Source organism: Stanieria cyanosphaera PCC 7437 (assembly GCF_000317575.1).
GTDB classification, from domain to species: domain Bacteria; phylum Cyanobacteriota; class Cyanobacteriia; order Cyanobacteriales; family Xenococcaceae; genus Stanieria; species Stanieria cyanosphaera.
The window spans coordinates 3,377,231-3,402,076 of the sequence record NC_019748.1 but is presented as its reverse complement, the minus strand read 5'-3'; the positions used below and the strand labels follow the sequence as shown (position 1 = coordinate 3,402,076).

22 protein-coding genes are annotated in these 24,846 nt (G+C 34.2%); 10 read left to right on the top strand and 12 right to left on the bottom strand.

What is annotated here, in order from left to right; translation table 11 throughout:
* Window positions 1–2: 2 nt before the first annotated feature.
* The 3 genes from STA7437_RS14675 (at window position 3) to STA7437_RS14665 (ending at window position 3,168) form a co-directional block, all read left to right on the top strand.
* Window positions 3–599 carry a hypothetical protein gene (locus tag STA7437_RS14675; RefSeq protein ID WP_015194176.1) on the top strand — a complete coding sequence of 199 codons (597 nt, stop codon included), beginning with the start codon at window positions 3–5 and terminating at the stop codon, window positions 597–599.
* A 117-nt stretch (window positions 600–716) separates the two neighbouring features.
* Entirely contained in the window at window positions 717–2,426 is a 1,710-nt protein-coding gene (gene ureC / locus STA7437_RS14670) for an urease subunit alpha (RefSeq protein ID WP_015194175.1), read from the top strand.
* A 175-nt stretch (window positions 2,427–2,601) separates the two neighbouring features.
* Window positions 2,602–3,168: a hypothetical protein gene (locus tag STA7437_RS14665; RefSeq protein ID WP_015194174.1), complete on the top strand. Its 567-nt coding sequence runs from the start codon at window positions 2,602–2,604 to the stop codon at window positions 3,166–3,168.
* Between the two features lie 19 nt (window positions 3,169–3,187).
* Here STA7437_RS14665 and STA7437_RS14660 read toward each other — a convergent pair whose 3' ends face one another.
* Window positions 3,188–3,811 (bottom strand): DUF938 domain-containing protein, encoded by a 624-nt coding sequence (locus STA7437_RS14660; RefSeq protein WP_015194173.1) that lies wholly within the window; start codon window positions 3,809–3,811, stop codon window positions 3,188–3,190.
* A gap of 60 nt (window positions 3,812–3,871) precedes the next feature.
* Between STA7437_RS14660 and STA7437_RS14655 the strand changes: the two genes are divergently transcribed.
* The 3 genes from STA7437_RS14655 to STA7437_RS14645 all read left to right on the top strand — a co-directional run bounded on the left by STA7437_RS14655 (window position 3,872) and on the right by STA7437_RS14645 (window position 6,544).
* Entirely contained in the window at window positions 3,872–4,198 is a 327-nt protein-coding gene (locus tag STA7437_RS14655; RefSeq protein ID WP_015194172.1) for a hypothetical protein, read from the top strand.
* Between the two features lie 489 nt (window positions 4,199–4,687).
* Window positions 4,688–6,154: a DASH family cryptochrome gene (locus STA7437_RS14650; RefSeq protein WP_015194171.1), complete on the top strand. Its 1,467-nt coding sequence runs from the start codon at window positions 4,688–4,690 to the stop codon at window positions 6,152–6,154.
* A gap of 72 nt (window positions 6,155–6,226) precedes the next feature.
* Complete coding sequence (locus STA7437_RS14645; protein WP_015194170.1) at window positions 6,227–6,544, top strand: hypothetical protein; 318 nt, start codon at window positions 6,227–6,229, stop codon at window positions 6,542–6,544.
* Window positions 6,545–6,712: 168 nt separating this feature from the next.
* Here STA7437_RS14645 and STA7437_RS14640 read toward each other — a convergent pair whose 3' ends face one another.
* The 10 genes from STA7437_RS14640 to STA7437_RS14595 all read right to left on the bottom strand — a co-directional run bounded on the left by STA7437_RS14640 (window position 6,713) and on the right by STA7437_RS14595 (window position 21,167).
* Complete coding sequence (locus tag STA7437_RS14640) at window positions 6,713–8,311, bottom strand: TolC family protein (protein WP_015194169.1); 1,599 nt, start codon at window positions 8,309–8,311, stop codon at window positions 6,713–6,715.
* A gap of 270 nt (window positions 8,312–8,581) precedes the next feature.
* Complete coding sequence (locus STA7437_RS14635) at window positions 8,582–9,808, bottom strand: hypothetical protein (protein ID WP_015194168.1); 1,227 nt, start codon at window positions 9,806–9,808, stop codon at window positions 8,582–8,584.
* A gap of 32 nt (window positions 9,809–9,840) precedes the next feature.
* The gene (locus STA7437_RS14630; protein WP_015194167.1) at window positions 9,841–11,325 is read right to left on the bottom strand and encodes an MBOAT family O-acyltransferase; all 1,485 of its coding nucleotides are present in this window, start codon (window positions 11,323–11,325) and stop codon (window positions 9,841–9,843) included.
* Window positions 11,326–11,341: 16 nt separating this feature from the next.
* Window positions 11,342–13,204 carry a DCC1-like thiol-disulfide oxidoreductase family protein gene (locus STA7437_RS14625; RefSeq protein ID WP_015194166.1) on the bottom strand — a complete coding sequence of 621 codons (1,863 nt, stop codon included), beginning with the start codon at window positions 13,202–13,204 and terminating at the stop codon, window positions 11,342–11,344.
* A gap of 22 nt (window positions 13,205–13,226) precedes the next feature.
* Entirely contained in the window at window positions 13,227–14,444 is a 1,218-nt protein-coding gene (locus tag STA7437_RS14620; RefSeq protein WP_015194165.1) for an NAD(P)/FAD-dependent oxidoreductase, read from the bottom strand.
* Window positions 14,445–14,453: 9 nt separating this feature from the next.
* On the bottom strand, window positions 14,454–15,440 hold the full coding sequence (locus tag STA7437_RS14615) for a hypothetical protein (RefSeq protein WP_015194164.1): 987 nt from the start codon (window positions 15,438–15,440) through the stop codon (window positions 14,454–14,456).
* Entirely contained in the window at window positions 15,440–16,936 is a 1,497-nt protein-coding gene (locus tag STA7437_RS14610; protein ID WP_015194163.1) for an MBOAT family O-acyltransferase, read from the bottom strand. Before STA7437_RS14610 ends, STA7437_RS14615 begins: the two co-directional genes overlap by 1 nt.
* Before the next feature lie 137 nt (window positions 16,937–17,073).
* Entirely contained in the window at window positions 17,074–17,460 is a 387-nt protein-coding gene (locus STA7437_RS14605) for an acyl carrier protein (RefSeq protein ID WP_015194162.1), read from the bottom strand.
* The gene (locus STA7437_RS14600) at window positions 17,432–19,243 is read right to left on the bottom strand and encodes an acyl-CoA dehydrogenase family protein (protein WP_015194161.1); all 1,812 of its coding nucleotides are present in this window, start codon (window positions 19,241–19,243) and stop codon (window positions 17,432–17,434) included. The genes STA7437_RS14605 and STA7437_RS14600 overlap by 29 nt, the downstream gene beginning before the upstream one ends.
* A gap of 76 nt (window positions 19,244–19,319) precedes the next feature.
* Entirely contained in the window at window positions 19,320–21,167 is a 1,848-nt protein-coding gene (locus STA7437_RS14595) for a fatty acyl-AMP ligase (RefSeq protein WP_015194160.1), read from the bottom strand.
* 521 nt (window positions 21,168–21,688) lie between these two features.
* On the opposite strand from STA7437_RS14595, the gene isiD reads away from it, so the two are divergent.
* The 4 genes from isiD to STA7437_RS14575 all read left to right on the top strand — a co-directional run bounded on the left by isiD (window position 21,689) and on the right by STA7437_RS14575 (window position 23,830).
* On the top strand, window positions 21,689–21,901 hold the full coding sequence (gene isiD / locus STA7437_RS14590; RefSeq protein ID WP_015194159.1) for a protein IsiD: 213 nt from the start codon (window positions 21,689–21,691) through the stop codon (window positions 21,899–21,901).
* A 457-nt stretch (window positions 21,902–22,358) separates the two neighbouring features.
* Window positions 22,359–22,859 carry a DUF1622 domain-containing protein gene (locus STA7437_RS14585; protein ID WP_015194158.1) on the top strand — a complete coding sequence of 167 codons (501 nt, stop codon included), beginning with the start codon at window positions 22,359–22,361 and terminating at the stop codon, window positions 22,857–22,859.
* Entirely contained in the window at window positions 22,856–23,386 is a 531-nt protein-coding gene (locus STA7437_RS14580; protein ID WP_015194157.1) for an HPP family protein, read from the top strand. Before STA7437_RS14585 ends, STA7437_RS14580 begins: the two co-directional genes overlap by 4 nt.
* Window positions 23,387–23,500: 114 nt before the next feature.
* Window positions 23,501–23,830, top strand: coding sequence for a hypothetical protein (locus STA7437_RS14575; protein WP_015194156.1), 330 nt, complete (start codon window positions 23,501–23,503; stop codon window positions 23,828–23,830).
* 376 nt (window positions 23,831–24,206) lie between these two features.
* Here the strand turns inward: STA7437_RS14575 and STA7437_RS14570 are convergent, their stop codons facing one another.
* Window positions 24,207–24,836: a ribonuclease D gene (locus tag STA7437_RS14570; protein WP_015194155.1), complete on the bottom strand. Its 630-nt coding sequence runs from the start codon at window positions 24,834–24,836 to the stop codon at window positions 24,207–24,209.
* Between the last annotated feature and the right edge of the window lie 10 nt (window positions 24,837–24,846).

Genomic DNA, 24,846 nt, shown 5'->3' with positions numbered 1-24,846 from the left:
ATATGAGCAATTTCTTTTCTGGTATGGCGGTTTTAGCTTCTTTCTTAGCTTTAATTGTCAGTGGTTTTAATTTTATTCAAATCCAAAGTTTACAACAAAAACTAAATAGCGCGATCGCGACTATTAAAAATACAGCTACTTCAACCAACTCAACTACAAATCCTAACCCAATTTCTAATCCTATAACTTCGGCAGCTAATAATATTTCAGGAGTTCAACCAGGGCAATTTGTGCGTAATTCTTTGAGTAATTTAGCTCAAATAGAATTGCTTAAGGTTAATCGTGTTCCTGGACAAACTGGTAAGGTTAATATACAAATGAGAATTCGCTTAAAACCTGGAACGGAAAATGAAGCTGGATTGATTACAAAAAGTATTTATTTTAGTAGTACTACTGCTCGCGATCCTGCTACTGGTGAGACTTATAAGGCACAATCTGATAAAGCAACTCCTAGTGTAAATTTGAAACTGATGGCAATTGAAGGTCAAGCTTCGGCAGATGCTTATGTTTGGTTAAATGTTCCCGATAGTGTTAGTGTAATTGATATTTATGTTCCTAATACAGAAGCTTTTACAGGCGTTCCGATTGCCAATAATTAAATGAGCGATCGCCTATTTAGCTACATTTTCCTAAAATCTTAATATATTCTGCTTGAGAATTAACAAAAGCAATACCTGCGATTAATCTAAATATATTTAGAACTAGGAATTGTTTTTATGAGTTATCGGATGGATCGCCGTGCCTATGCAGAAACTTTTGGTCCAACTACGGGCGATCGCGTTAGATTAGCAGATACAGAACTAATTATTGAAGTTGAACGGGATTTTACTAATTATGGTGATGAGGTAAAATTCGGCGGTGGTAAGGTAATTCGTGATGGCATGGGACAATCTCCGATTTCTAGAGAAGAAGGGGCGGTAGATCTAGTAATTACTAATGCCCTGATTTTAGATTGGTGGGGCATTGTTAAAGGGGATGTTGGTATTAAAGACGGTAAGATTTTTAAAATCGGTAAAGCTGGAAATCCTTATATTCAAGACAATGTAGATATTATTATTGGTCCTGCAACGGAGATTTTAGCAGGGGAAGGGCATATTCTTACCGCAGGGGGAATTGATAGCCACATTCATTTTATTTGTCCCCAACAGATCGAAACTGCGATCGCGTCTGGTGTCACTACGATGATTGGGGGTGGTACGGGGCCTGCTACAGGTACTAATGCTACTACTTGTACTCCTGGGGCATGGAATATCTGGCGGATGTTGCAATCGGCGGATGCTTTCCCGATGAATTTGGGTTTTTTAGGTAAAGGAAATAGTAGCAAACCTGAAGGTTTAATCGAACAGATTCAAGCAGGAGTAATGGGGTTAAAATTGCATGAAGACTGGGGAACAACTCCTGCTGCGATCGATACTTGTTTAAGTGTGGCGGATCAATATGATATTCAAGTAGCAATTCATACCGATACCCTTAACGAGGCTGGTTTTGTTGAAGATACCATTGCAGCCTTTAAAAATCGTGTGATTCATACTTATCATACTGAAGGGGCTGGCGGTGGACACGCACCAGATATTATTAAAGTCTGTGGACAAGCGAACGTTTTGCCTTCTTCTACCAACCCTACTCGTCCCTATACAGCTAATACTTTAGAAGAACACTTAGATATGCTGATGGTTTGCCATCACCTCGATAAAAGCATTCCTGAAGATGTAGCTTTTGCAGAATCAAGAATTCGCAGAGAAACTATTGCAGCAGAAGATATTTTGCACGATCTTGGCGCATTTAGTATGATTTCTTCCGACTCTCAAGCGATGGGAAGAGTAGGAGAAGTAATTATTCGGACTTGGCAAACCGCCCACAAAATGAAGGTACAACGAGGACATCTCGCTGAAGATTCGGCAGAAAATGATAATTTCCGTGCCAAAAGATATATCGCCAAATATACCATCAATCCAGCGATCGCTCATGGCATTTCCAATTATGTTGGTTCAGTTGAAGCAGGAAAACTAGCGGATTTATGTCTTTGGAAACCAGCCTTTTTTGGCGTTAAACCAGAACTAGTGATTAAAGGAGGGTTGATTGCTTGGTCACAAATGGGCGATCCTAATGCTAGTATTCCGACTCCCGAACCTGTTCATATGCGTCCGATGTTTGGTAGTTTTGGTGGTGCAATTGGTGCGACTTCTCTTACTTTTGTCTCTCAAGCTGCGATTGAGGCAGGTATTCCCGAACAAATTGGTTTACAAACTCCTGCGGTAGCTGTGTCTAATACTCGCAATCTTAGTAAGGCAGATCTCAAACTAAACGATGCAACTCCTAATATCGAAGTCGATTCAGAAACCTATGAAGTCAGGGCAGATGGGGAACTGTTAACTTGCGAACCCGCTACAGAATTACCAATGGCACAACGTTATTTTCTGTTTTGATTTAATGGTAGGGATAATGTCAGAATTATCTCTACTTTAAAAAAAGCTTAGTACTTATTCAGTTCCGATTAATAAAAAGCCTTAATAAGTTACTAAATAAGCTGATTCAAGATCACATCATTTTTTTTAACAAAAATTATAATAGCAATTATTCTTTAATTAACGATAGTTTAGAATGTTTCGATGTCTTTATGCACTAAGCTATATTAGTTCTATTATTGTTGGTATTTATGTCGGTTTTTATCTAGGTGATTATACAGCAACTTTATTATTAAATAATATTCAAAATCAGTCTATTCAAATCGTTGAAAACTTATTTAAATTTTTAGCTCGATATTGGCAAAATCCTCAACAAAGTTTAATTTTTTTATGTAGTTACGGTAGTGCAGGATTATTTGCTAAACAACTAATTGCTAATCACAGTAATTTTTATTATTTCCTTAATCTCAGAAAACAGCAGAGAATTAATCAACAAAAAACAGGTCAAGGTAATTTAGTAATCAATAATATTTTAGTAGATCTGCTTTGGGGCAGTTGTTATATTATTTTCCAAACTCTTATCCCTTATATTTGTTTTTGGTTAATTGTAATCTGGTTATTTTTTAAATTATTTTCTCTACTTTGGTATTTTAGTATCATTCCTGCCTGGGCTACGGCACATTTTGCTTCTATTCATGCTACTAATTTATTAAATATTATTTTTGCTCCTGGCGATCTAGAAAAATCTCTAAGAGAATTTTGATTAGATTAAAAAATTAGTTTTAAATCTTAACTTGTGATTTTTTAAAAATTACCGACAAATTATTAGCTGGCATCGTAACAACTTCTTGTAACTCTAAACCTTCAGATTTAGCTATTCTTGCTACATCTTCTAAATTTCTAACTCCCCATTCAGGGTTTTGCCGACGTAAAGATTCATCAAAACTACGATTACTTTCTGCGGTATGTTCTCCCTTTTGTTTATAAGGACCATACAAGTATAAAATACCATCCATTGGTAAAATCCTACCTGCACCACTCATCAAACCGAGACAAGCTTGCCAGGGAGAAATATGAATCATATTAATATTAACAATTGCTTGAACTGCAATTCCTTGTTCTTCTATTTGCCATTTAGACTCACAAACATCAATATCAAAAGGAGAATGTAAGTTGTCTATAGAATGATAATTTCGCCAAGCTTCAATACTGTCTCTTAAAAAAGGATTGGGATCGGAAGGATACCATTGACGAGGTGCAAAAAAAGGTGCAAAAAAAACTGAATGTTCGCCTGTTCCGCTAGCAAGCTCTAAAATATTACCTTGGGGAGGTAATACTCGCGATAATACTGCTAAAATTGGTTCGCGGTTGCGTTGGGTTGCGGGTGCATATTGTCTAGCGTCCATGTTTTTTAGGCAAATATATTTTATATTAATAAAGTTTGTGTTTACCAAGCAGTTGAGAGGATGTCTGAACCTTTAGAAAGTAAAGAAGAACAAATTAAAGTTATTGAAGCGAATGCTGAACGAATAATCGCGATCGCAAAACGAAGCTATTCTGAATTTGAAGAAAAAGGAACAGTTATTATTTTACGGCAATCAGAAAATAATAGTTCCAGTTTAGAAGATTGGCAAATGGTTTTTAAACCTATCAGTATATTACCTAATATGGTCAGTGATTGGAAGGAAGCAGGTTTACAAGATTTAATTATTAAATATAATCCCGAAACTTCAGTAATTTGTACTTTTTTATATCCTAATGGCGCACATACTAGCTATCATTTTTCTATTTAATGTAATTAAAATCTAAATATATTAATGACTTAGATCAAATCGTTTAGAACCATTTTTAAATCAAGCAAGTTGAATTAATAAAGTAAAATAATCCAACTAAAACTTTTTTGAGTAAGGTAAAAAAATTCTTTGAGATACACATTAATTTGTTGCTTGTTCATAATACCATTTAATAAATTGATTAGGATGCTCGAACAACATCTGTCTTAAAATAGCTTTAGTCTTACTTTGGTCTTAATTAGATAAATTAATTAATTCTACTGCGAATTGTTTTTCTTTTGTTGTGGAAAAAGGAAATTGCTTCTTTTTTGTTGAGAGCAATAACTTTGTCAATCTAAATTATTTATCGATTCTATAATTAAATTTTTTTTTGAACGAATAGGCAAGATATTTTTAACTTATTGTAATCTAAGCTTTGCTGAATTATATCGTTGATCATTTGCTCTTAAAACTTACTACTATTTACTCTCAATCAAACTTGAATTAATTATGTCAAAACAACGAATTTTGATTTGGTTTCGTAACGATCTCCGCCTTCACGACCACAAACCAATTTACCAAGCTGTTCAAGAACAAGCTCAAATTATTCCTGTATATTGTTTTGATCAAAGAGAGTTTAAGCAAACTTCTTTTGGTTTTCCAAAAACTGGCAATTATCGCGCCCAATTTTTACTAGAATCTGTTGCTGATTTAAAAAAATCACTTCAAAAACTAGGTAGTGACTTAATTATTTATTGGGGTTTTCCAGAACAAATTATTCCTCATCTTGCTCAAAAATTAAAGATAGATTCTGTTTATTATCATCAAGAAGTAACCGCAGAAGAACTTAAAGTAGAACAAGCTTTAAAACAAGAATTACAAAAACTAAAAATTCAAGTAAACTCTTTTTGGGGAGCAACTTTATATCTCACCGAAGATTTACCCTTTGAAATTTCACAAATTCCCGAATTATATACTAATTTTCGTAAGCAAGTTGAAGCAAAATCTACGATAGAAAACCCTTTACCAACTCCCAAAGAATTACCATCATTACCATCCATAGAATTAGGACAAATTCCTCAAATATCTGATTTAGGTTTAACCACACCTATTTTTGATAAACGAGCAGTTTTAAACTTTAAAGGTGGAGAAACGGAAGCTTTAACAAGATTGAATCAATATTTTTGGCAATTAGATTGTTTAAAAGAATATAAAGAAACTAGAAACGGAATGTTAGGAGCAAACTATTCTTCTAAATTTTCTCCTTGGCTTGCTAGAGGTTGTATTTCTCCTCGCTATATTTATGAACAAGTCCAAAAATACGAAACAAAAAGAATTAAAAACGATTCTACTTATTGGCTAATTTTTGAATTAATTTGGCGAGACTTTTTTCATTTTATTTGTGCTAAACACGGTAACAAAATTTTCTATCAATCTGGTTTACAAGGTATTGATATTCCCTGGAAAGAAGACTGGAAAAGATTTAATTTGTGGCAAGAAGGAAAAACAGGTTATCCTTTAGTCGATGCCAATATGCGAGAATTAGCTGCCACAGGTTTTATGTCTAATCGTGGTAGACAAAATGTTGCTAGTTTCTTGACTAAAAATTTAGGAATCAATTGGCAAATAGGAGCAGAATGGTTTGAATCTTTGCTAGTTGACTATGATGTTTGTAGTAATTGGGGTAATTGGAACTATACTGCTGGAGTAGGTAATGATGCTCGTGGCTTTCGTTATTTTAATATTCCTAAACAATCAAAATATTATGACCCCAAAGGAGATTATCTTAGACATTGGTTACCAGAACTAGCTTTAATTCCAGGAAGTAAAATTCATGAACCTTGGAAACTTACTTCTGAGGAACAAAAACGTTATCAAATCAGACTAGGAACAGACTATCCGTATCCAGTTGTAGATTTTTTTAAATCTGTTAAAGCAAATGAAAAGATTTACAACAATGCGATAAATCGCGAGTAAGTTATAACTGATTAACAAATAGCGGTTAGTTATTTATCGTTATTATCTTTAAAGTCTTTACTGCAAATAAGTATGGTGAAGTTACCAACTAAAACTAGCTGGATTGATGATTTAATTGATTCTTTGGAAGATGCGGAAAAAGCAGCTAAATACCTAAGCTTTGCTTTAGAAGAAAATTTTCAAACTTATCAACTGCTACCGAATGCACTTGAGGACTTAATTGAATCTCGCTGTCAAAGGAATAATCTTTCAGAGGAAGCCCAGCAACATTACGAAAAGTTAAAACAGTTATTTGTTACAGAAAATGCTGGTGCAATCTATAAATTAATTGATTTACTTGATGCTCTAGGATTTCAATTAACGGTTTCCCTGAAACGACAAAGAAGCTAATGTTTTTGAACTTTCAAAAAAGCTTAACAAAATACTTTTGTAAGAAGTGGGATTTTAATTTACCCTTATTACTTTAAGCAAGTATTGTAGTTCAAAACCTAAAAAATAAGGGAAAAATGCAAGCTGCAATTTCTCCCTTACTATCTCATAATTAAAATAAAAAAATAATTAATTAGATGGCAGATCAAATAATTTGCCTTCTGGCAAGTTAGTAACTGCTCTCTCTAATTGATTGAGAGATTGATTATAATCAATAATTGCTCGGAGATAATTACCTCTGGCAGTAGTCAATTCACTTTGGGCTTGAATTACATCTGTTTGTGTTCCTACTCCAGCTTGGAAACGTAATCTTGCTAATCTCAAACTTTCTTCTGCTAATTGCACTGCTTTTTCAGAAGTAGTAATATTTTCTTTACTCGCCGTAAGATTGTAATAACCTTGTTCTACTTGAAACCGAATTTGATTGCGTTGATTAGCAAACTGAGTTTCATCTATTTGGATATCTGTTTCCGATTGTCTGGCTCTAGCGGTAGCTGCACCACCATCAAATAAACTCCACTGTAATCTAGTGCCTATCGTATAACCATCGGTTAAATCAACATCATCATCAAAAATATCCAAAACATCATAATTAGCAAATACGCTTACTTGTGGTCTAATAGTAGACAAAGCAATTTGTCTTTGTTTTTGATTGATTTCTCTGCGTACCAAAAATTGCTCTAACTCAGCACGATTTTTGTATGCCAGCACAATGGTTTCTGGTAAAGATAGTTCCCAATTACCCGCTGGCTCAATTTCGTCAGCAGTTTGGAGTTCGACTTGTTGTCCTACACTAAGAGTTTCTGTTAATTGTCTTCTACTGGTGCTTTGGTCAGCTTCAGCCCTTGTTAGTCTTTGTTGAGCATTGGCTAATTCTACTTCTGCACGTAACACATCAAACCTTGTACCTAATCCTGCTTGTTCAAGTAATTGAGCATCTTTAAGGGTTTGTTGTGCGTCTTCTACGGCTGCTTGTTCAATTTCAACTTGAGCGTCGGCATTTTGTAAATTATAGTAGTCTCTAGCAGTTTCAAACCGTACTTCAAAAGTAATTCTTTCTAAATCTAATTCATTGAAACGAACTTGTCTTGTAGCTCGTTCGATATCGGCTCCTCTTCTTCCTCCTGTATAGATGTTATAGCTAAGACTTAATGTTCCATTGACAGACTCAGTAGTACTTTCTTCATCAATCAAACCACTTCCTTGTTGACGAGCTAAGTCTATAGATCTTTCCGAGCCAGCAGATTGAGAGCGAGAAAGATCAAGTTGAGTATCGAGAGTTGGATAAAGTGCAGCCCGAGCTTCTCGTAATTCTTCTTGAGAACGTTCTAGATTTAGTTTCGACTCTTGTAAATCTTGATTGTTTTTAATTGCTAATTCAATTGCTTGTTGAAGTGTAATTGGTTTTTGAGTGTTAATTTGTACTTCTTGTGGTTGAGTAGGAAACTGTAAAGGATTAGCACTAGGTTCAAGCTGTTCGACATTGAAGTTTGGTTCGGCTTGAGGTTTAGATTCTACTGCCTGAACAATTTCTAAAGGTATCAATTTTGAACCATTCTCTAGTTGTTTACTTTTTAGAGGAATTAAGTTGTTTAGCTGTTTGGAATCGAATTTAATGGTATCTAATAAATTGTCAGTTTTACTTAGATTCGGCAAATCTTTAGCAGCAGCTATATTTCCATAGCAAAGAATAATGGCTGCACTGGTAACAACAGTTCTAATTGTCATAATAAGTATTGTCCGCTCCTCACTTCTTAATTTTTCCAGAAAAGTTTTTTAGAAAAATAAATTGCTTTGATTGTTTCCACAACACCAGTTTAATCGAATCTTGGAGGAGCAGTTTGCCAAAATACCACTATCTTTAAATTGGCAAGCTTCTTTTTAACTATTTTTTTTATAAATCAGAAATCAATTATAATTTTTATAATTTACACAAAAGTAATAAATATTTATAACGATTTAATTATTGTTAAAAATACAAATATATTGTTTCGTTTTTTACTTTGATAGTTTTGAGTTTTCTAGTTGGGATTTAATCTCTTCAACTAATTTAATTTCATCTGGATGGTTGTTTGCCCAACGTTTGCGATCGCTTCTAATTTGCTCTAGATGTTGTTCAATATTTTTTGTTGTTATTAATACACCAAAATCTTGGGGAATTTGTTCAGTTTGGTAGTCAAAAATCCGATTTAAAATCAAATTACCAATATTAGGATTATAGTGAGAGTTATCAACATAATTACTCATTGTTGGGGCGATAGCTTCAGTGGTAACGCTGTTATAGCAAGAAAAATCCCAAACAGGTATTAATTGTACTAATTTGCGTTTCCACTGCTCAAAAGTTTCCCATTGTTGGGTGAGTCGAATAGATTCTAAATCAGTAGCATGAGCAGGAGAAATAAAAACTTTAAGCTCTATATTATTCTGTTGGCATAATTCTACTAATTGTGCAAAATCAGACCAATATTTGTCAGAAAATTGATAATCAGAATGTAGAGTGAAATATAGATTAATTGATTGTTCAAACCTCCAATCAGTTTTACCATCATTAGCATTACGATTTGGCATAAATCCATTTTCACCATAATAATTATTTAAATCAGGAGTTTGCTGACTCGCATCCATAGTCTTTCTACTGATATCAAAAGTATCTAATGAAAAAAGAGCATTAATCATATCAGAAGCAATAAACTGTTTTTTTTCTAACCGTTGTTCTGAAAAACTAGGTTGATTGGCAAGACGGTTATTAAACATAAAAAAGTCAATACCTAAAACAATTTCTTTTAAATCTGGCTGATTAGCAACAGCGTGTTCAATATATCTTCTGACTTCATAAAAATTAGGTCCATTAATAGCTAGGTTATAAACTGATTGCTGATGCTCAAATACTGGATGTTCTGGATTTAATCCTTGTTTAGTTCTAGAAGAACCTGCCAAAATAATTTTAGGTTTAATTCTGATGATATCAGCAGCTTTAAATAGCCTATCGTTATTATCTTTTTTAATTTTTTCGTGATTAATACCTAAATAATTGGGTGTATTAAAAATATCGTAAGGATCGATTATCCAATTAAATAATCCTACCGAAAGCATTGGAACAGAAACAAAACCAAAAAATAAAAAATTATAAATCAAATAACTATATTTTTTTCTAGTTTTAGAAGCTTTAATTTTTGTATATTTAGATTCTGAATCGAAAGAATCCGATAAACCTGAAGTAGTCATATTAATTAATTTTGTAGTAATAATTATAAAGTTTAGAACTGAAAATAAAGAAATTCAGATACCCGATTGAGAGATAATAAACATAAACTTGCAGAAAAACCTACACCAATCGCCCACCACCAATTAGGTTTAAATTGTTGCAATAATTCTTGAGGATTAGGTAATATTTTTACCCACAAAGTTAAACCAATTAATATAAAAATACTGTTTGTTTTACTGCCATAAGCTAAAGGTAGATAGTTTAATTGATTCCAACGTCTGAGTTCAATACCAAAACTATTAAGAATAGCAAGTTTTCCATTAGGTTCACCTGGTAAAACAACTCCTTTAAAACCAATCATGGTTTCAATAATTTCTGCACCTTCATGAATATTTTTAGCTCTAAACAATACCCAACTAAAAATAACAGCAACAAAAGTAAGACTCCAGCCTAAAAATTGAGGTAAAGGTTTTTGTTGTTTGCGCCACCAATGATTAATTGATAAATAAAATCCATGTAATCCACCCCATACAACATAATTCCAACCTGCACCATGCCACAAGCCACCTAATAACATTGTCGTGAGAAGATTTAGATATTGGCGAATAGTTCCTTTCCGATTTCCACCCAGAGGAATGTATAAATAATCTCTTAATAAATTAGATAAAGTAATATGCCAGCGTCGCCAAAAATCGCTAATCGAACTTGCTTTATAAGGAGAATTAAAATTAATTGGTAGTTTAATATTAAACATTAAACCTAAACCAATTGCCATATCTGAATAACCAGAAAAATCAAAATAAAGCTGAAAAGTATAACTTAATCCTCCTACCCAAGCTTCAATAAAAGTAATTTCGCTAGCATGGTCGAATACAGTAGCTACCCAAGGAGAAATATTATCAGCTATTAATACTTTTTTAGAAAGACCTAAACTAAACAAAGTCAATCCATAGGCAAAGTTTTTATGAGAAAAAATAAAATTTTTAAGTTTATATAATTGAGGAATTAGTTCATCATGGCGTAAAATAGGACCAGCTACTAGTTGTGGAAAAAATACTACAAATAGGCTGTAAGTAATCAAGTCATAGTTTGTTTCTCCTTTAATTTCCCCTCGATAAGCATCAACTAAGTACGCCATTTGAGTAAAAGTATAAAAAGAGATACCTAAAGGTAAAATAATTTCGTTTAAGAAAATATTACTGGTAAATAAGTTATTAACTGTTGCTACAAAAAAATTAGCGTATTTATAATAACCAATAAAAACTAAATTAATAATTAACCCAATCCAAAGTAAAATTGTAGCTTGTTTACTTTTTAAGGGTACTAAACTAATTACTCTCCCCATCTGATGATTAAATACGATAGAAATCATCATTAATAATAAATAGGACGGATTCCAATAACCATAGAAAAATAAAGAGCAAACTAATAACCAAAGTTTTGCTGCGTAGATTAGCCTAAATTTACCTAAAGTAAAGAACCCGATTAAAGTTATAGGTAAAAATAAAAAAATAAAAATGTAAGAATTAAATAGCATGGTTTAAATTAGTCTTTTACTCGTCACAAGATTGTTGCCAGTGAGCTTGTTTTTCTACTGTTTGTTGTTCACCAGGAGGAACAGTTTTTTCTGACATAAAGTAAATATCGACACGATTTAATTGCTGTTGTTTTGAATGTTTAGTATTCCAATTACGACACAGATATTGACCATAATAAGGATAAAGTTTATTACCAATATTGCGATTTAAATTGATGAAATAAGTACGCCATTGCATATTTTTGTATAGCTTATTTCGTTGCTGAATAGTCAGCTTATCCCAACTTATATTTGTATCATCTTGTAAAAGATTGACTTGATTGCCATCTTTTTGATTGCCAACTATTACGTGCCAACCATCATCTCTCGGAGGATTAGGCGCAAAAATACTCCATGACTGATCTAATCTAGTTAATTGACTAAGCCAATCAATTCTTTGGGCTGTTTTACTATTAGTAACGCGTTTTAATCCTTGACTTAATTTAGTTTGATTGTGATTAAAAATATGACTACTAGCAAAACTTTTAATATTCCAGAAAGTTACTAAACATAATATTAACAAGGTCAATAAATTAAATGTTAAAGAATAAGTAATTTCTAGGGGACGAAATAAAAAAGGTTTGGTAAAGTTGCCAGCACATTTGCGATTAGAGGCAATTGTTTCGTAAAATTTATTACCTATTACCATCAAAGGTTTTAATCGTAGAATTGGAACTAAAAACCAGAACAAAGGGGAAAGACTAACTACATAAGCAATTGCTTCCCATTTATAATGTCGATTTCCTTGCCAATCTTCAACTACCCAAGAATTATATTTCTGCATATCTGCATAAACAGAAACATTATCCTGAGCTACTAACAAAGGAGTGCCTGGTAAGATTAAAAAAGTTCGTAGGAAATGAACTACTTTCTTACAAAAACCACAGTCTTTATCATAGTTAATTTTTAAACCTGCTTTTTCTTGGCTATAAGTTTTCTTCTCCAACCAATTCCAAATATTACTAGGAATAAAAGCAAGCCAAACTACAATACATAAAATTGGAAAAATTCCAATAGTAAAAGACAAGCCAAAACTAAAATGTAATAAAATAAAAGAAATAATTGCTACACAACGGAAAAAATTAGTCCTAAAAGGAATAAATAGTAATAAAGCTCCCGACCATTCAAACCACAATGCACTAAAAGTCATTGTTGGTAATAAAGGTGTTAATTGCAGTAAAAATTGTCCAAATCCAGTACCATATTGATCAAAATTAAGAGCATAATAAACTGCACTACCTTCTTGTGACCATAAAGGACTTTGGTGTTTGAACCAAGCCGAAAACATATAGATATAGCATAATTGCAAGATAAAGCCTAATGTCGCACCAGAAACTATTCTTTTTGGTAATGGTTTAGTAGAATTATTAAGAGCATTATCTACTGAATAATAAGCTCCTAACGGTAAAAACATTGACCAAAATGCGATCGCTCTTAAAGTATCATCGCCTGCAAAAATTAAAGCTGGGTTACGATTATGAAGAGAAATAATCATTGCCCAAGAAGCAATAGTAGCCAACTTAGTGCGATAACCAATTAATAGTAAAAACGCAAAAAATAAAGCAAATCCAAACAAAATTACTTGAACAAAAGGTTCACCACTAAGTAAATGAATTGACCAATACCAAGGTTTAATAAATTCTTCAATTAAAGCAATACGTGGTAACACCCCATAATCACTATAATGAGCTTGAATATCACCAAATCTAATTACTAAATCGGTAATAATAACTGAAGCTAAACCAATCCGAAATAAAGCTAGTGATCGCAAGTCTAAACCAAATATTTCTTCTAGTTTGATTTGTAATTTACTTGGGGATTTATCTTCAGCAATAGCCATAATATTTTTACTCTGATTAAATTTATATTTTGGTTTCTGAGGGATAATATTGTTTTGATAAACTTCTTTTTTTGCCAAACAATAATTTTTTAAATACTTGCCAACGATGACGTAGAGTTGGTAATCTTTGAATATAAATTAGTCTTCTTAATTTTCCTGCTAAAGAACCCGATAAATTAATACCAAAACTAGAGATAACTGCTACTTCTTTTCCTAAAGTAAGCATATCGCCTAGATGTAAGTAATAAAAACGTTTTAATTTTTTACCTTCAATAGCTGCTTGTAAATTTTTTGCTGCATGACTAGCTTGTTGATAAGCAGCTTGTGCTGTTATGGGAACTAATTTAGTTTTACTATTACGAATATCAGCTACATCTCCTAAAGCAAAAACTTCAGGATAATCAATTAATTGTAAAGTAGGGCGAGTTAATAACTGACCAAAACTATTTTGTTGACAACCAAGATCATTAATTAATTGAATTGTTTCTGTTCCTGTTGTCCATAAAACTAAATCTACGGGACAAGTAATCAATTGATTGTTCTTAACAAGAGTTATTTGCTCTGCTTTTATTTGTTGAACATTAGTTTCTAGGTAGAGTTGAATCTGCTTGTTTTGAATTGCTTTAAACGCAGCTTTCTTTACTCCCAAACTAAAGTTTTTTAAAATTTCTTGACCTCGATCAATTAATAATACTTGCGCTCTGCCTAATAAGCGATCGCTGATCTTACAAGCTAGTTCTACTCCATTTGCCCCAGCACCTATGACTGCAATTTTAATAGTGTTTCTGCCAGAAGCTTCTAAGATTCTTAATCTTTCGTTTAATTTTTGGGCATCTAATAATGAACGAAAAGTTAAAGCATGAGTATTTGCTCCAGGAATATCTAATAATTTATTTTTTCTTCCTATTGATAAAACTAAATAATCATAAGTTAATAATGTCCCTTCGTTTAATTGAACTTGACGAGTTTTTAAATTAATATTACTTACTTGGTCTTGATAAAAATTTATTTTAGTTCCTATTAATAACTTTTGATATGAAGGAGCAATTTCCCAAGGTTGTAATTCTTCTGTTAAAAGTTCATATAATAATGGTGTAAATAAAAAATTATCTTTTGGTTCAACTAAATTAATTTCCCAATCACCTGATTTTACCAAAGCAGAATTACTCAAGTATAAGGCAGTATAAAGACCACCAAATCCCCCTCCTAAAATACAAATTTTAATTACTTGATTATTCATAAACTTGTCCTAACTTTTAGGAAAAATAACTTTCTGAGTAGATTGATTACGAGGGACAGGAGATTTATTAGCAATTGCTTCAAAAATAGGCTTTAATTGTTGCACAATTTCTTCGGCTCTAACTTCCCTTCCTTCAGGTAATAAATGGTAATGAGTATCAGCAAATAAACTAAAATCAGTTTTGATATTAAATGAATCTGGTTCATAAATTACAGGAGCAATTTGAGCTAAAACCTCTGCTGTTTTCCTCACATTCTTGACAGTTTTTGAGTCGGTACTACCATAAATCCAAGGTAAAGATAAAATTAAAGTCCCGCCTCTAGCTTCTACCTCTTGACGAAATTGTGCGATTCTTTCTGTAGCATGAGGGGAAATTGGTTGATTAATAGTTAATTGCCACCAATCTTGTTCTCTTTGCTTAACTACGGTAGGATCTCCGCGATCGCTAATTGGATCGGAATAATAACCAGTCATTTTACCTAAAGTAAACCAGTCTATTCCCGACTTGACTACTCCTCTGAAGCTAGGAACTCCCAGTAAAATCAAATCTTGAGCCATTTGTTTAGCAGGAACTCCTCCCAAACCAGGTCTACCAATGGCAATACCAAACTGTGCAGAGCGATCGCCATAACCATCTTCATCCAGTAACAATAGATATTCTGGAATTAGTAGAACCGTATCCCCTGGACGCACTTGCTCAAGCATACTCGGTAAAATAACATCTAAACCGACTGGTCCATCTAGACCCAAATTAACCACAGGAATACCCAAACCTTGCTCAATTACTTGAGAATCAACTGTATAATGCGCTCCAGAACCGCCAGTGATCAATAATCTCCGCTCACCTTGAGTTTTCTCTGCAATTTCTAACTTTTGTAAATACATTGCTCGCAACCAACTCAATTCACCACCGTAAAAGACGTTGTAGACAAAACCTAACGACCAAGTAATACCAGCAGCAATGAACCAAGGAGCAAGTTTAAATGATTTCCACATTAGAATTCAAAATAAATAAACTGAGAAGGAATATTGGCAGCCAAAAGAATGGTTAAACCCAACAAAGCAGGAGAAATCCAAGGAGAAAGTAACAATTCATATTCAAATTTTTGTTGCCAGATGGCGACGTGTTCTAACAACAACACTGCGATCGCTAGAGCTAAAATTAAGATCAAAGCAGTACCTTGGTTAAGACTATAGGAACTTAATAACGCGCCTAAATTAGAGAAAGAATAATCCCAAGGAGTGATCAAGGTTTTTAATTTGATTAGTAGGCGGTCAATATTGGAGTCCATAAAGAACAAACATCCTAGATTTACCGCAGCAAAAGTTAATCCCCAAGAGATAAACTGAGGTTTAGCTACATACTTGCCAACTAAACGATGAAAAGGTCTGCCTAAATAACGCAACAATAAAAGTAACGCACCGTGATACATTCCCCAAAGAAGAAAGTTCCAAGCAGCACCATGCCAAAAACCCGATAAAGTAAAAGTAATAAACAAGTAAAAAGCTGCCCATTGCTTATTACGACCCATTAGAGGGATAAAAACATAGTCTCGAAACCAAGTACTAAGGGTAATATGCCATCTCTGCCAAAACTCATTAATACTTTGAGAAGTATAAGGTGCCAGAAAATTAACCGTTAATCTTACACCTAAAATTCTTGCCAAACCTAAAGCCACAAAACTATAACCAGCAAAATCAAAATAGATTCTTAAAGTAAATAAAAAGGCATGAAACCAGACAAACCAAGCATTATTGACCCAAGGTTGATCGACGCTAGTTAAATCAATATAAGGAGCAATGTTATCAGCGAGAACAAATTTAAAAAACATTCCCAAAGATAACCAACGCACCCCTTCATAAAAATTTTCTAAAGTAAACTTAAATCTAAAAGCTTCAATTTGAGGAAAAAAAGTAGTTCTTCTTTCAATCGGTCCTGCAACAATTTGAGGAAAGAAAGACACAAAATTAATATAATCGACAAAACTAATTGGTTTTTTCTTTCGAGCAGTAAAAGAATCAACTACAAAAGAAACCATCTGAAATGTATAAAAAGAAACCCCTGGAGGAATATGTTTAGGGACTAAAGAAACATTACGATTAAAAATTGGTAAAGTAAAAGCTTGTTGCCATTGGTCTGGAAGATTAAAAACCAAACCAACTACATCTTCCACAAAAAATACTAAATATTTAAAATAAGCTAAAACAGCAACATCAAAAATAATAGTTAAAGTAGCAATTAATTTAGCTTGTTTTCCTTGATGAGTGAGCATATACTGAACCATCAAGTAATTAAAAATTATTTCAAAAAAGAAAACAATAAAACTAGAAGTACTGGCATTAAAAAAAAGGATTAAAGAAACTACCGCTACACCAATACTGTCATATACACCTTGCCAGATATTAAAGGATTTTGCCAAAGAGCGAACCGTAAAAAAAGGAACGCCAAATAAAAATAAAATCCACCAAAAAGAAAAATCTGAGTAATTCAATGAATTTTTCCTCCTTTACAGTAGACAGTGACCAGTAAATAGTTAACAATTAAGCTCAAAATCTACAAATAAAGCAATTTTTATAATAGATAAGTAACTAAAAACTGATAACTGGTAATTGGTCACTGATAACTGCATTATGCTCCTTTAATTCGACTGAATAGACCACCCCAACCCTTGCTAGAGTTAGTAGCTTCTATTCCTGTTTCCTCAAGTTCTTCTAGTACTGAAGTGTTTTCAGCTTGGGTATTAAAATTGGAAAGATCGTAATTGTCAGCTAAAAATTGAGAGGATTTTTCAATGGTGGGATAATCCCAAAATAAAGTAGAAGGTAATTCAACATCTAAAACATCTTCAATATCACCAACCATTGTCACAGCATCAATCGAATCTAAACCATAACGAGTTAAAGGTTCAGTGATACTAATAGTTGCTGTATCTAAAGAAAGTTGTTCTGCTAATTGTTTAATTAACCAATTTTGAATAACAGCTTGATTAGACATGGACGAGTTCTGTAGTTGCATTAATTTGATCCTCTTGCTTATTAATTTCAGATTGAGCTAATTGAATGGGAACAATGGAAAACAATTTATTTTCTCGATGTAACCTAACTAATTCTTGGGCAACATTTTCGAGATAAACTTCAGAAATAAAGTAAGGCATTGGTCGAATTGTACGTAGTAGTCGATGAAGACTAAGTACCAACCATTCTCCTGAAGCAAAGAATTCTCCCAACAGTGTGCGATTGTAAATCCACATATGAAGACAACAAGCTGCTGCATGGAGAGTGCAATACTTTTTGGCTATTTCAAACAATTCGGGAGATTGCTCGTGACCGAACTCGAATTTAGATTGAGCAATCAATTCATCATGAATGTTTAACTCATCTAAGATTAGTTTGCCCAAATTAATTAATTGTTCTAACGTTTCTTGATTAACATCCGATTTTTGCTGTAAATCTTTCAGTTGTTGAAGAGCAATTTCTAATCCCTGTAAAGAATCATCTGCACCACGACTAAATAACTCTAGTTTTTCTGGTTCAAAATTAGGTGCGCTTTGTTGAAGGGAGAAAATTGTGGCTAGACGAGATTGAATCTCAGTTATTGTTTCAGGTTTGCGCTTCGCTCGATATTTAGTCAACTGACGAAACTGAAGCATCAGTGCATGGAGATTAACTACTGTACTGCCATCAAACATACTGATAATGGAGTTATCGCGTAGCAATTTTTGGAAGATGCCGTAATCATGTTCATCTCGCATATAGAAACGAGAACCCAAGACAACGTAGACATCATTGACCATTTTTTCTAGCTGAGTGGGAACAAAATATTTCACTACTGCCGACCAAACGCTAAACTGTTCGGGAATGACACTAAAACCTCTCGCTGCGCCAATCGTTTCACAATCACAGATCAAAATATCTAGGAAAGCATCGACTAGAGTTTTACGAGGTTGAGGAAGCTCAAAAACAGTTTTGTTATAGACAACACGTTTGAGAGCAAAATTTAAAGTAGTTCTTAAAGCTGTATCTGCTGCACCTTGAGAGAAAGCTGCACAAAGAGTACGAGTAATTTGAAAGCCTTTTAACCCTATTTCCAAACCGTCTCCTGCTTGTCGTAGTAGCATCGAGTCAGGAACAAAGCAGTTGTTAAAACCAATGCCACTCATATCCGAACCACGAATACCGTGGGTCAAAATTTTCGGTAGGTTGTAATATTCAGAACTAGAAATTTCTCGTTTATCTACCATAAACAAAGATAAACCTTTGGCTCCTCCTTCTACGCCAGTTCTGGCTAAGATAAAAGTCACCCCTGAACGAGTGGCGCGGTTGATGGGCCATTTTTCCCCATTGAGAAGATATCCTCCTGGAACTTTAGTAGCAGTTAAACCTCCATTAACCAAATCACTACCGTGTTCTCTTTCGGAATAGCCGAGACACATCGTACCTTGTTCTTCCATCATGAACTGGGCTAATTTTTGCTTTTGTTCCTTCGTCCCAGCCATCCAACACAAGTATGACCAAAACATAGTTGTAAAGGCAATTCCAGTAGTTTGATCACGACGAGATAACACCCTGACAAAAGCAAGAAATTCTTCAAAATTAGTAAACTTCCCGCCACAATCAACAGGTACATAGTAATCTTGCAGATGCCAATTATAAAGCCAGTTTAATTCCGCTTCGGGAAAAGCTTCTTCTTCATCTAATTCAACTACTTTTTTGAAAGATAAAATGCTTTTAGGATCGTTAGGATCGCCTAAATCTTGTTCTAATAATTGGGCAACTCGATATTGTATTAATGGATGCATAATTATTTTCCTAAACCTTTGGTTGTTTAAGGTTGAGTATCAATTATTAAAATTCTTGATAGTTTAATTAGAGCGGTTACATTTTAGCAGTGGCGATTTGTTTTGCCAGTGATTCCACTTCTCCTTGAAGAGAACGAAACTTATGAGTCAGTTGAGGATTTTCACACCACTCTGCAACTATAGTCAGAGTTCCTGCTAAAAATTGCTCTCGACAAGCTCTTCGTTGAATTTTGCCACTAGCCGTTTTGAGGATGTTGCCTGATTTAGCTAGGATAATTCCATAAACTTGGATTTCGTGTTCTTCGGCAATTTCTTGACGAATATCAGCAATCAGTTTTTCAGAATCAAAATCTTCACTACGACGTTCTACTTCCTGAACCACTACTAATCTTTCTTCGCCTTTATCTTCAATGGAAAAGGCTGCACCATAATCAGAACGTAAAGCGGGATGTAATTGTTGTACTGTCCATTCAATATCTTGAGGGTAATGATTTGTACCTCGGATAATGATTAAATCTTTGATACGTCCAGTGATGAATAATTCGCCATCATGCATAAAGCCTAGGTCACCTGTACGCAAGAAAGGTCCTTCTTTACTGTCTTGAAGATAAGCTTGAAAGGTATTTTTAGTAGCTTCATAACGTTGCCAATAACCTTGAGCTACACTTGGATCTTTAATCCAAACTTCGCCTACCTCATCTGCCCGACAACGAGTCATGGTATCAGGATGAGCGATCGCAATTTCGGTACTACCGACTAAACGACCACAACCAGCTACAATTCTAGTTCCATCTAATTTTTCTGGAGCAGCTACCAAAATTTTGTCTCTTTCAATGGCTGCGGTTTCGATGTTGAGGAAAACTGGTTTAGTTCCTTTGGGTTTGGTAGTAGCAAGTAAAGTGTTTTCTGCTAATCCATAGGAAGGTGCAAAAGCTTCCCATTTAAAACCACAAGCACTAAAAGTTTCAACAAAATCCGCCATTACCTTGGGATTAATTGGTTCTGCTGCGTTTCCTGCTGCTTGCCAACTGCTTAAATCTAATTCAGCAATTTCATTTTGTTTAACTTTACGAACACAAAGATCGTAAGCAAAGTTGGGAGCTTGGGAATGAGTACCTAGATATTTACTCATATTCCGTAGCCATTGAACTGGACGCTTAATGAAAGAAAACGGAGACATGATATAGCAAGGATGGCCATTATAAAGAGGAACCATCATTCCTTCTACTAATCCGTAATCATGGAAATAGGGCATCCAAGTAATACTGACACTTTCTGCATCATAGCCACAAGCTTGCTGAAGAGATTGACAGTGATACATCAAATTATAGTGACTAAGCATTACTCCTTTAGGAGTAGAAGTCGAACCAGAAGTGTATTGCAAGTATGCCAGTTGATCTTGGTCTACTTTTGGATTTTGCCATTGTTCTGCCAGGGATAAATCTACTGTTTCAGTATCAATCCATTTAATTTGATCGAATTCAGGAAATTCATCTTTGACATTGGCAATTAATTCTAAAATTCCCGCTGTAGTTAAAGCAAAGGTAGCATTAGCATCTTTAACAATTGATCGCAGTCTTGGTAAAGTACGTTTTAATCGACCAGATTCTGGCGGAGGTACGGGAATCGCAATTGTTCCTGCATATAAACAACCACAAAAAGCACCAATCACTTCTAATCCTTGGGGATAAAGTAATAAAGCACGCTCTCCTTGAGCTTGATGTTGTTGTAACAATGCTGCGATCGCTCTAACCTGACGGTCTAATTGTCCATAAGTAAGAGGTTCGCTTTCTTTTTTTCCATCAATTAAAAAAGTATAAGCGTGTTGATCTGCTTGATTAATTGCTCTATTTCTTAATAGTTCAATTATTGTCTCAGGTTGCTGATTAATAGTTTTAGGTTGGTGATATATACTTTGATTCATTGGCAAATTTAAAAGATTTTTACTATTTGGTTGGCAAGTTTTAATCAAGAATGTTTTTATTGATTTTTGTGTAGTTTTTAGTCATAAAAACCCAAAAAAATTTGGGTAAGTACTTGACATATAAACAGAGATATATATTTAAGTCTATTTATTAGAAATTCTGTCATTCTCTAACTATAATTGTCAGTACTTTGACGGATACTTCATCAAATCATTAAAATTAAATTAATTGTTTTAAGGTTAATTTAAAAGATTAAAACTTATTTATATCAATGAATATAGCCAGTTTTAGCTTTGTGCAACCTCAGTTTTTCCACCGAATAATTATGTGAATTTTTGATGTTTTTTAAATTAAGAGTATTGAAACATACACCCAAAACAAAAATTTAATGCTAATAAAATCTATGGTGAAAGTTTTAGTTAGTTTTCCACCTACTATTATTTAAGGTGTTGCAGATAACTAGTCTGGGTTAAAATTAAAGTAGGCTGTAAAATAATCAGCAACTTAGGGGGAAAGGGGAATGAACAGTGTCAAATTAACGCAACAAAATATTGCTGAACTAACGGCTGAAGATGTGGCAAATTTAGCTAGTCGTTTAGAACAAGATGATTACAGTAACCCCTTTGAAGCTTTAGAAGATTGGCATTTACTTAGAGCGATCGCTTTTCAACGTCAGGAATTAGTAGAACCTTATTTTTATCTCCTCGATATTGAAACCTACGATGAAGCTTAAGAAAGCTTTGGTTTGTTTTTTTGAGAGAAAGTTTGAACTCTATCAGAGAAATTGCGATCTCTGACAAAGCTATTGCTTACGAGCCAGTAGATTTAATCTTCTAAAGGAGTAAACAAAATAATGACTAAGTTCATTGACTACGAGCAGGAAGTGTGAAACCAAAAAACTACAAGCGATCGCATTGAGATCAACAGCTAATAAATTAACACCAATTACTCAAGTCTTTTAATCACAAACTGCTAGAAGCTTTTACCGAAAAGCGACGTTGAAAGCCCTCCTCATTTATGGGAGGGACGGGGCGTTTAAACGCCTGGCAAAGCACAGGCGAAGCGGTGCTTGATTCTGGGGAGAAGTCAACTCAATTCAATTTATGATGACAGTGTAGGTGTAGCATAAACGCGGTCTACTTGCAGCAACCTTTTGCTAACGCCTAATTAAACGATTGAAGTATAAAAGTATGAAACCAGAGGCATCAAAGGATTCATTAATTAATTTGCTATTGCCTCTAGCACTTATTCTAGGGCTAGTTTTGCTGTTGAGTTTGAATGTAGAAGGCACTCAAGAAGATCAGCTAACTACTCCTCTAGAAACAGGGCTTAAAGTGATTGTTGATTATTTAGCAGCAGCAGCAGAACTTGCAGCAGCAATAGTGATTGGTGGAGCAGTTGTCCGAGGTATTATTACTTATTTGAAATTGTTTTTCTCTAACCCAAGAAAAAATTTTGATGCCACAGAAAAAATTCGTTTACAATTGGGGCGAGTGTTGGCCTTGGGATTAGAATTTAGTGTTGCTAGTGATATTTTGCGGACATCAATAGCACCCAATCGTCAAGATATTTTGAATTTAGGAGCGATCGTTTTGTTACGAACCTTGTTGAATTATTTTATAGAGCGCGAGATTCAACAGGGAGAACAACGCCGTTTACAGGAATCGGAGTTTGATAGAAGTCTTCAATGAAACCTCATCAGTCCAGCTTACAGCCTTTGGAAAAAAATACTCGCGCACTCCGCAACCGTCTGAATTGGAAGGGTGAATTAGCATTAGCTACTGCTCCAACACTAGTGATTTTGAGTGTTTTTGCTCTTGTCGAAGTACTAACCCGTCAGCGTTTGTTGTTTGCTTCCCTTGCTTCTAGTGCTTTTCTAATTTATCTCGATCCTCAGCACGGTACAAACACGGTGCGAACTTTAATCATTTCCCAAATGATGGCAGCAGGGATTGGTTTTGTAACTTATATACTGCTAGGTTCGGGTTATCTTTCTGGTGGAACCGCCATGAGTATTACAATTGTGCTGATGATTTTGTTAGATGTTATGCATCCTCCAGCCGTTGCCACATCTTTAAGCTTTGCCTTAAAAGCTGGCAATGAAAACAATCTAGTTTTGTTTGGTCTAGCTGTAGGGATTACTGCCGTTTTGGTTGGATTAGAACGTTTTGCCTTGTGGCTTTTGGTTTGCCTTAGCCCGAATAATTTTAAATCTTGACCTTAAAAATATACTCAATTACATCTGCATAAAAAAATGCTCCTCGACGTAACTAGAGAGTGAAGACAAACAACAACATAAAAACAAACAAATTTACTTTAGAGGTCTAGAACAATGAAAAAAGCTGCACTAATCATCTCCACTCTCGCTTTAACTCTTTCTCCCGTAGCTGCATTTGCCCAACAAGCACAAAGCAATGTTCAAGCTGGTTCTAATGCTGCTGTCACTCATGGCATTGGTAACGTGACTAACCAAGCCGTTTCTAACGATTTAACTCAAACTCAATTAGGTTTAGATGGGATAGGGATTGATCCTCAAATCCAACAATCTGTACAAGCTGGGCAAAACCAAAGTGCTACTTCAGGTATCGGCAATGTGACTAACCAAGGTGTTTACAACAGTGCTGATCAATTACAATCTGACTTTGATTATCTTCCTTACTAAAAATAAATCTAGCTTTCTTTCCAAAGGAATACAGGGGCATTAATTGCCCCTATTATTGTGATATGAAGTCCGCTTCAATAGTTCCACATCAATTTTGACGCTTGAGACACTGAGACGGGGAGACTGAGAAAATTTTATTCCTATTAATTAAAAGGACTTGATATGAGCAATTTTTTTACCAAGGTTTCGTAAAAGGGTTAGAACAGAAAAATTTTGTAAGGGCAAACTAATGTTATGTCCTAATCTTGATTTGTACAACTATAAATTTATGTCCAGGTTTAGCAGTGCCAAATTTCTAACCAAGATTCTTTTTGAGATAAATTGTTGATACAAAAAAATAAAGATTAATTTTTAAACTTCAAAATTAAACAAAAATTTAATGTTCAAAAATATTTTCGTAGCGTTGAATATCTAATGCAACCAATACGGGAATAAACTGGAAACATTGTTCTGCTAACTCAAAACGATCTTCTCGCTTTAACATTTCAATTAATTTTTCTCTTAATTCGTATAAATAACGTACATCATTAGCAGCATAACTAAGTTGTTTAGCTGATAGATTTTGAGCATTACCCCAATCAGAACTTTGAGCAGTTTTATCTAATTCTACGCCTGTTAATTCCAAAACTAAGTTTTTTAAACCATGATTAGAAGTATAAGTACGAGCTAATTTGCTGGCAATTTTGGTACAAAAAATCGGTTTAGTTTTGATTCCAAAAGTATATTCAAATTGAGCAACATCAAACCGAGCATAATGAAAAATTTTGGTAATCTGTTCTGCTTCCAATAACTTCTTTAAATTAGGAGCTTCTGTTTGCCCCAAAGCAATCCGAATTGCCGTAACATAACCACTAGGATCACATATTTGTACTAAACACAAGCGATCGCGTCCTAATACCAATCCCATCGTTTCTGTATCAACAGCGACCGCATCAGCACTCAAGTAACGTTCTAAAGTAGTATCATCGAGATCCCGTTCACAAACTTGAAAATTATTCATACTCATCACAACTCCC

What these genes read in the sequence shown, in the direction of transcription:
- STA7437_RS14675 (WP_015194176.1), top strand. Translation starts at nt 3, where the DNA reads ATGAGCAATTTCTTTTCTGGTATGGCGGTTTTAGCTTCTTTCTTAGCT.
- ureC (WP_015194175.1), top strand. Translation starts at nt 717, where the DNA reads ATGAGTTATCGGATGGATCGCCGTGCCTATGCAGAAACTTTTGGTCCA.
- STA7437_RS14665 (WP_015194174.1), top strand. Translation starts at nt 2,602, where the DNA reads ATGTTTCGATGTCTTTATGCACTAAGCTATATTAGTTCTATTATTGTT.
- STA7437_RS14660 (WP_015194173.1), bottom strand. Translation starts at nt 3,811, where the DNA reads ATGGACGCTAGACAATATGCACCCGCAACCCAACGCAACCGCGAACCA.
- STA7437_RS14655 (WP_015194172.1), top strand. Translation starts at nt 3,872, where the DNA reads ATGTCTGAACCTTTAGAAAGTAAAGAAGAACAAATTAAAGTTATTGAA.
- STA7437_RS14650 (WP_015194171.1), top strand. Translation starts at nt 4,688, where the DNA reads ATGTCAAAACAACGAATTTTGATTTGGTTTCGTAACGATCTCCGCCTT.
- STA7437_RS14645 (WP_015194170.1), top strand. Translation starts at nt 6,227, where the DNA reads ATGGTGAAGTTACCAACTAAAACTAGCTGGATTGATGATTTAATTGAT.
- STA7437_RS14640 (WP_015194169.1), bottom strand. Translation starts at nt 8,311, where the DNA reads ATGACAATTAGAACTGTTGTTACCAGTGCAGCCATTATTCTTTGCTAT.
- STA7437_RS14635 (WP_015194168.1), bottom strand. Translation starts at nt 9,808, where the DNA reads ATGACTACTTCAGGTTTATCGGATTCTTTCGATTCAGAATCTAAATAT.
- STA7437_RS14630 (WP_015194167.1), bottom strand. Translation starts at nt 11,325, where the DNA reads ATGCTATTTAATTCTTACATTTTTATTTTTTTATTTTTACCTATAACT.
- STA7437_RS14625 (WP_015194166.1), bottom strand. Translation starts at nt 13,204, where the DNA reads ATGGCTATTGCTGAAGATAAATCCCCAAGTAAATTACAAATCAAACTA.
- STA7437_RS14620 (WP_015194165.1), bottom strand. Translation starts at nt 14,444, where the DNA reads ATGAATAATCAAGTAATTAAAATTTGTATTTTAGGAGGGGGATTTGGT.
- STA7437_RS14615 (WP_015194164.1), bottom strand. Translation starts at nt 15,440, where the DNA reads ATGTGGAAATCATTTAAACTTGCTCCTTGGTTCATTGCTGCTGGTATT.
- STA7437_RS14605 (WP_015194162.1), bottom strand. Translation starts at nt 17,460, where the DNA reads ATGCAACTACAGAACTCGTCCATGTCTAATCAAGCTGTTATTCAAAAT.
- STA7437_RS14600 (WP_015194161.1), bottom strand. Translation starts at nt 19,243, where the DNA reads ATGCATCCATTAATACAATATCGAGTTGCCCAATTATTAGAACAAGAT.
- STA7437_RS14595 (WP_015194160.1), bottom strand. Translation starts at nt 21,167, where the DNA reads ATGAATCAAAGTATATATCACCAACCTAAAACTATTAATCAGCAACCT.
- isiD (WP_015194159.1), top strand. Translation starts at nt 21,689, where the DNA reads ATGAACAGTGTCAAATTAACGCAACAAAATATTGCTGAACTAACGGCT.
- STA7437_RS14585 (WP_015194158.1), top strand. Translation starts at nt 22,359, where the DNA reads ATGAAACCAGAGGCATCAAAGGATTCATTAATTAATTTGCTATTGCCT.
- STA7437_RS14580 (WP_015194157.1), top strand. Translation starts at nt 22,856, where the DNA reads ATGAAACCTCATCAGTCCAGCTTACAGCCTTTGGAAAAAAATACTCGC.
- STA7437_RS14575 (WP_015194156.1), top strand. Translation starts at nt 23,501, where the DNA reads ATGAAAAAAGCTGCACTAATCATCTCCACTCTCGCTTTAACTCTTTCT.
- STA7437_RS14570 (WP_015194155.1), bottom strand. Translation starts at nt 24,836, where the DNA reads ATGAGTATGAATAATTTTCAAGTTTGTGAACGGGATCTCGATGATACT.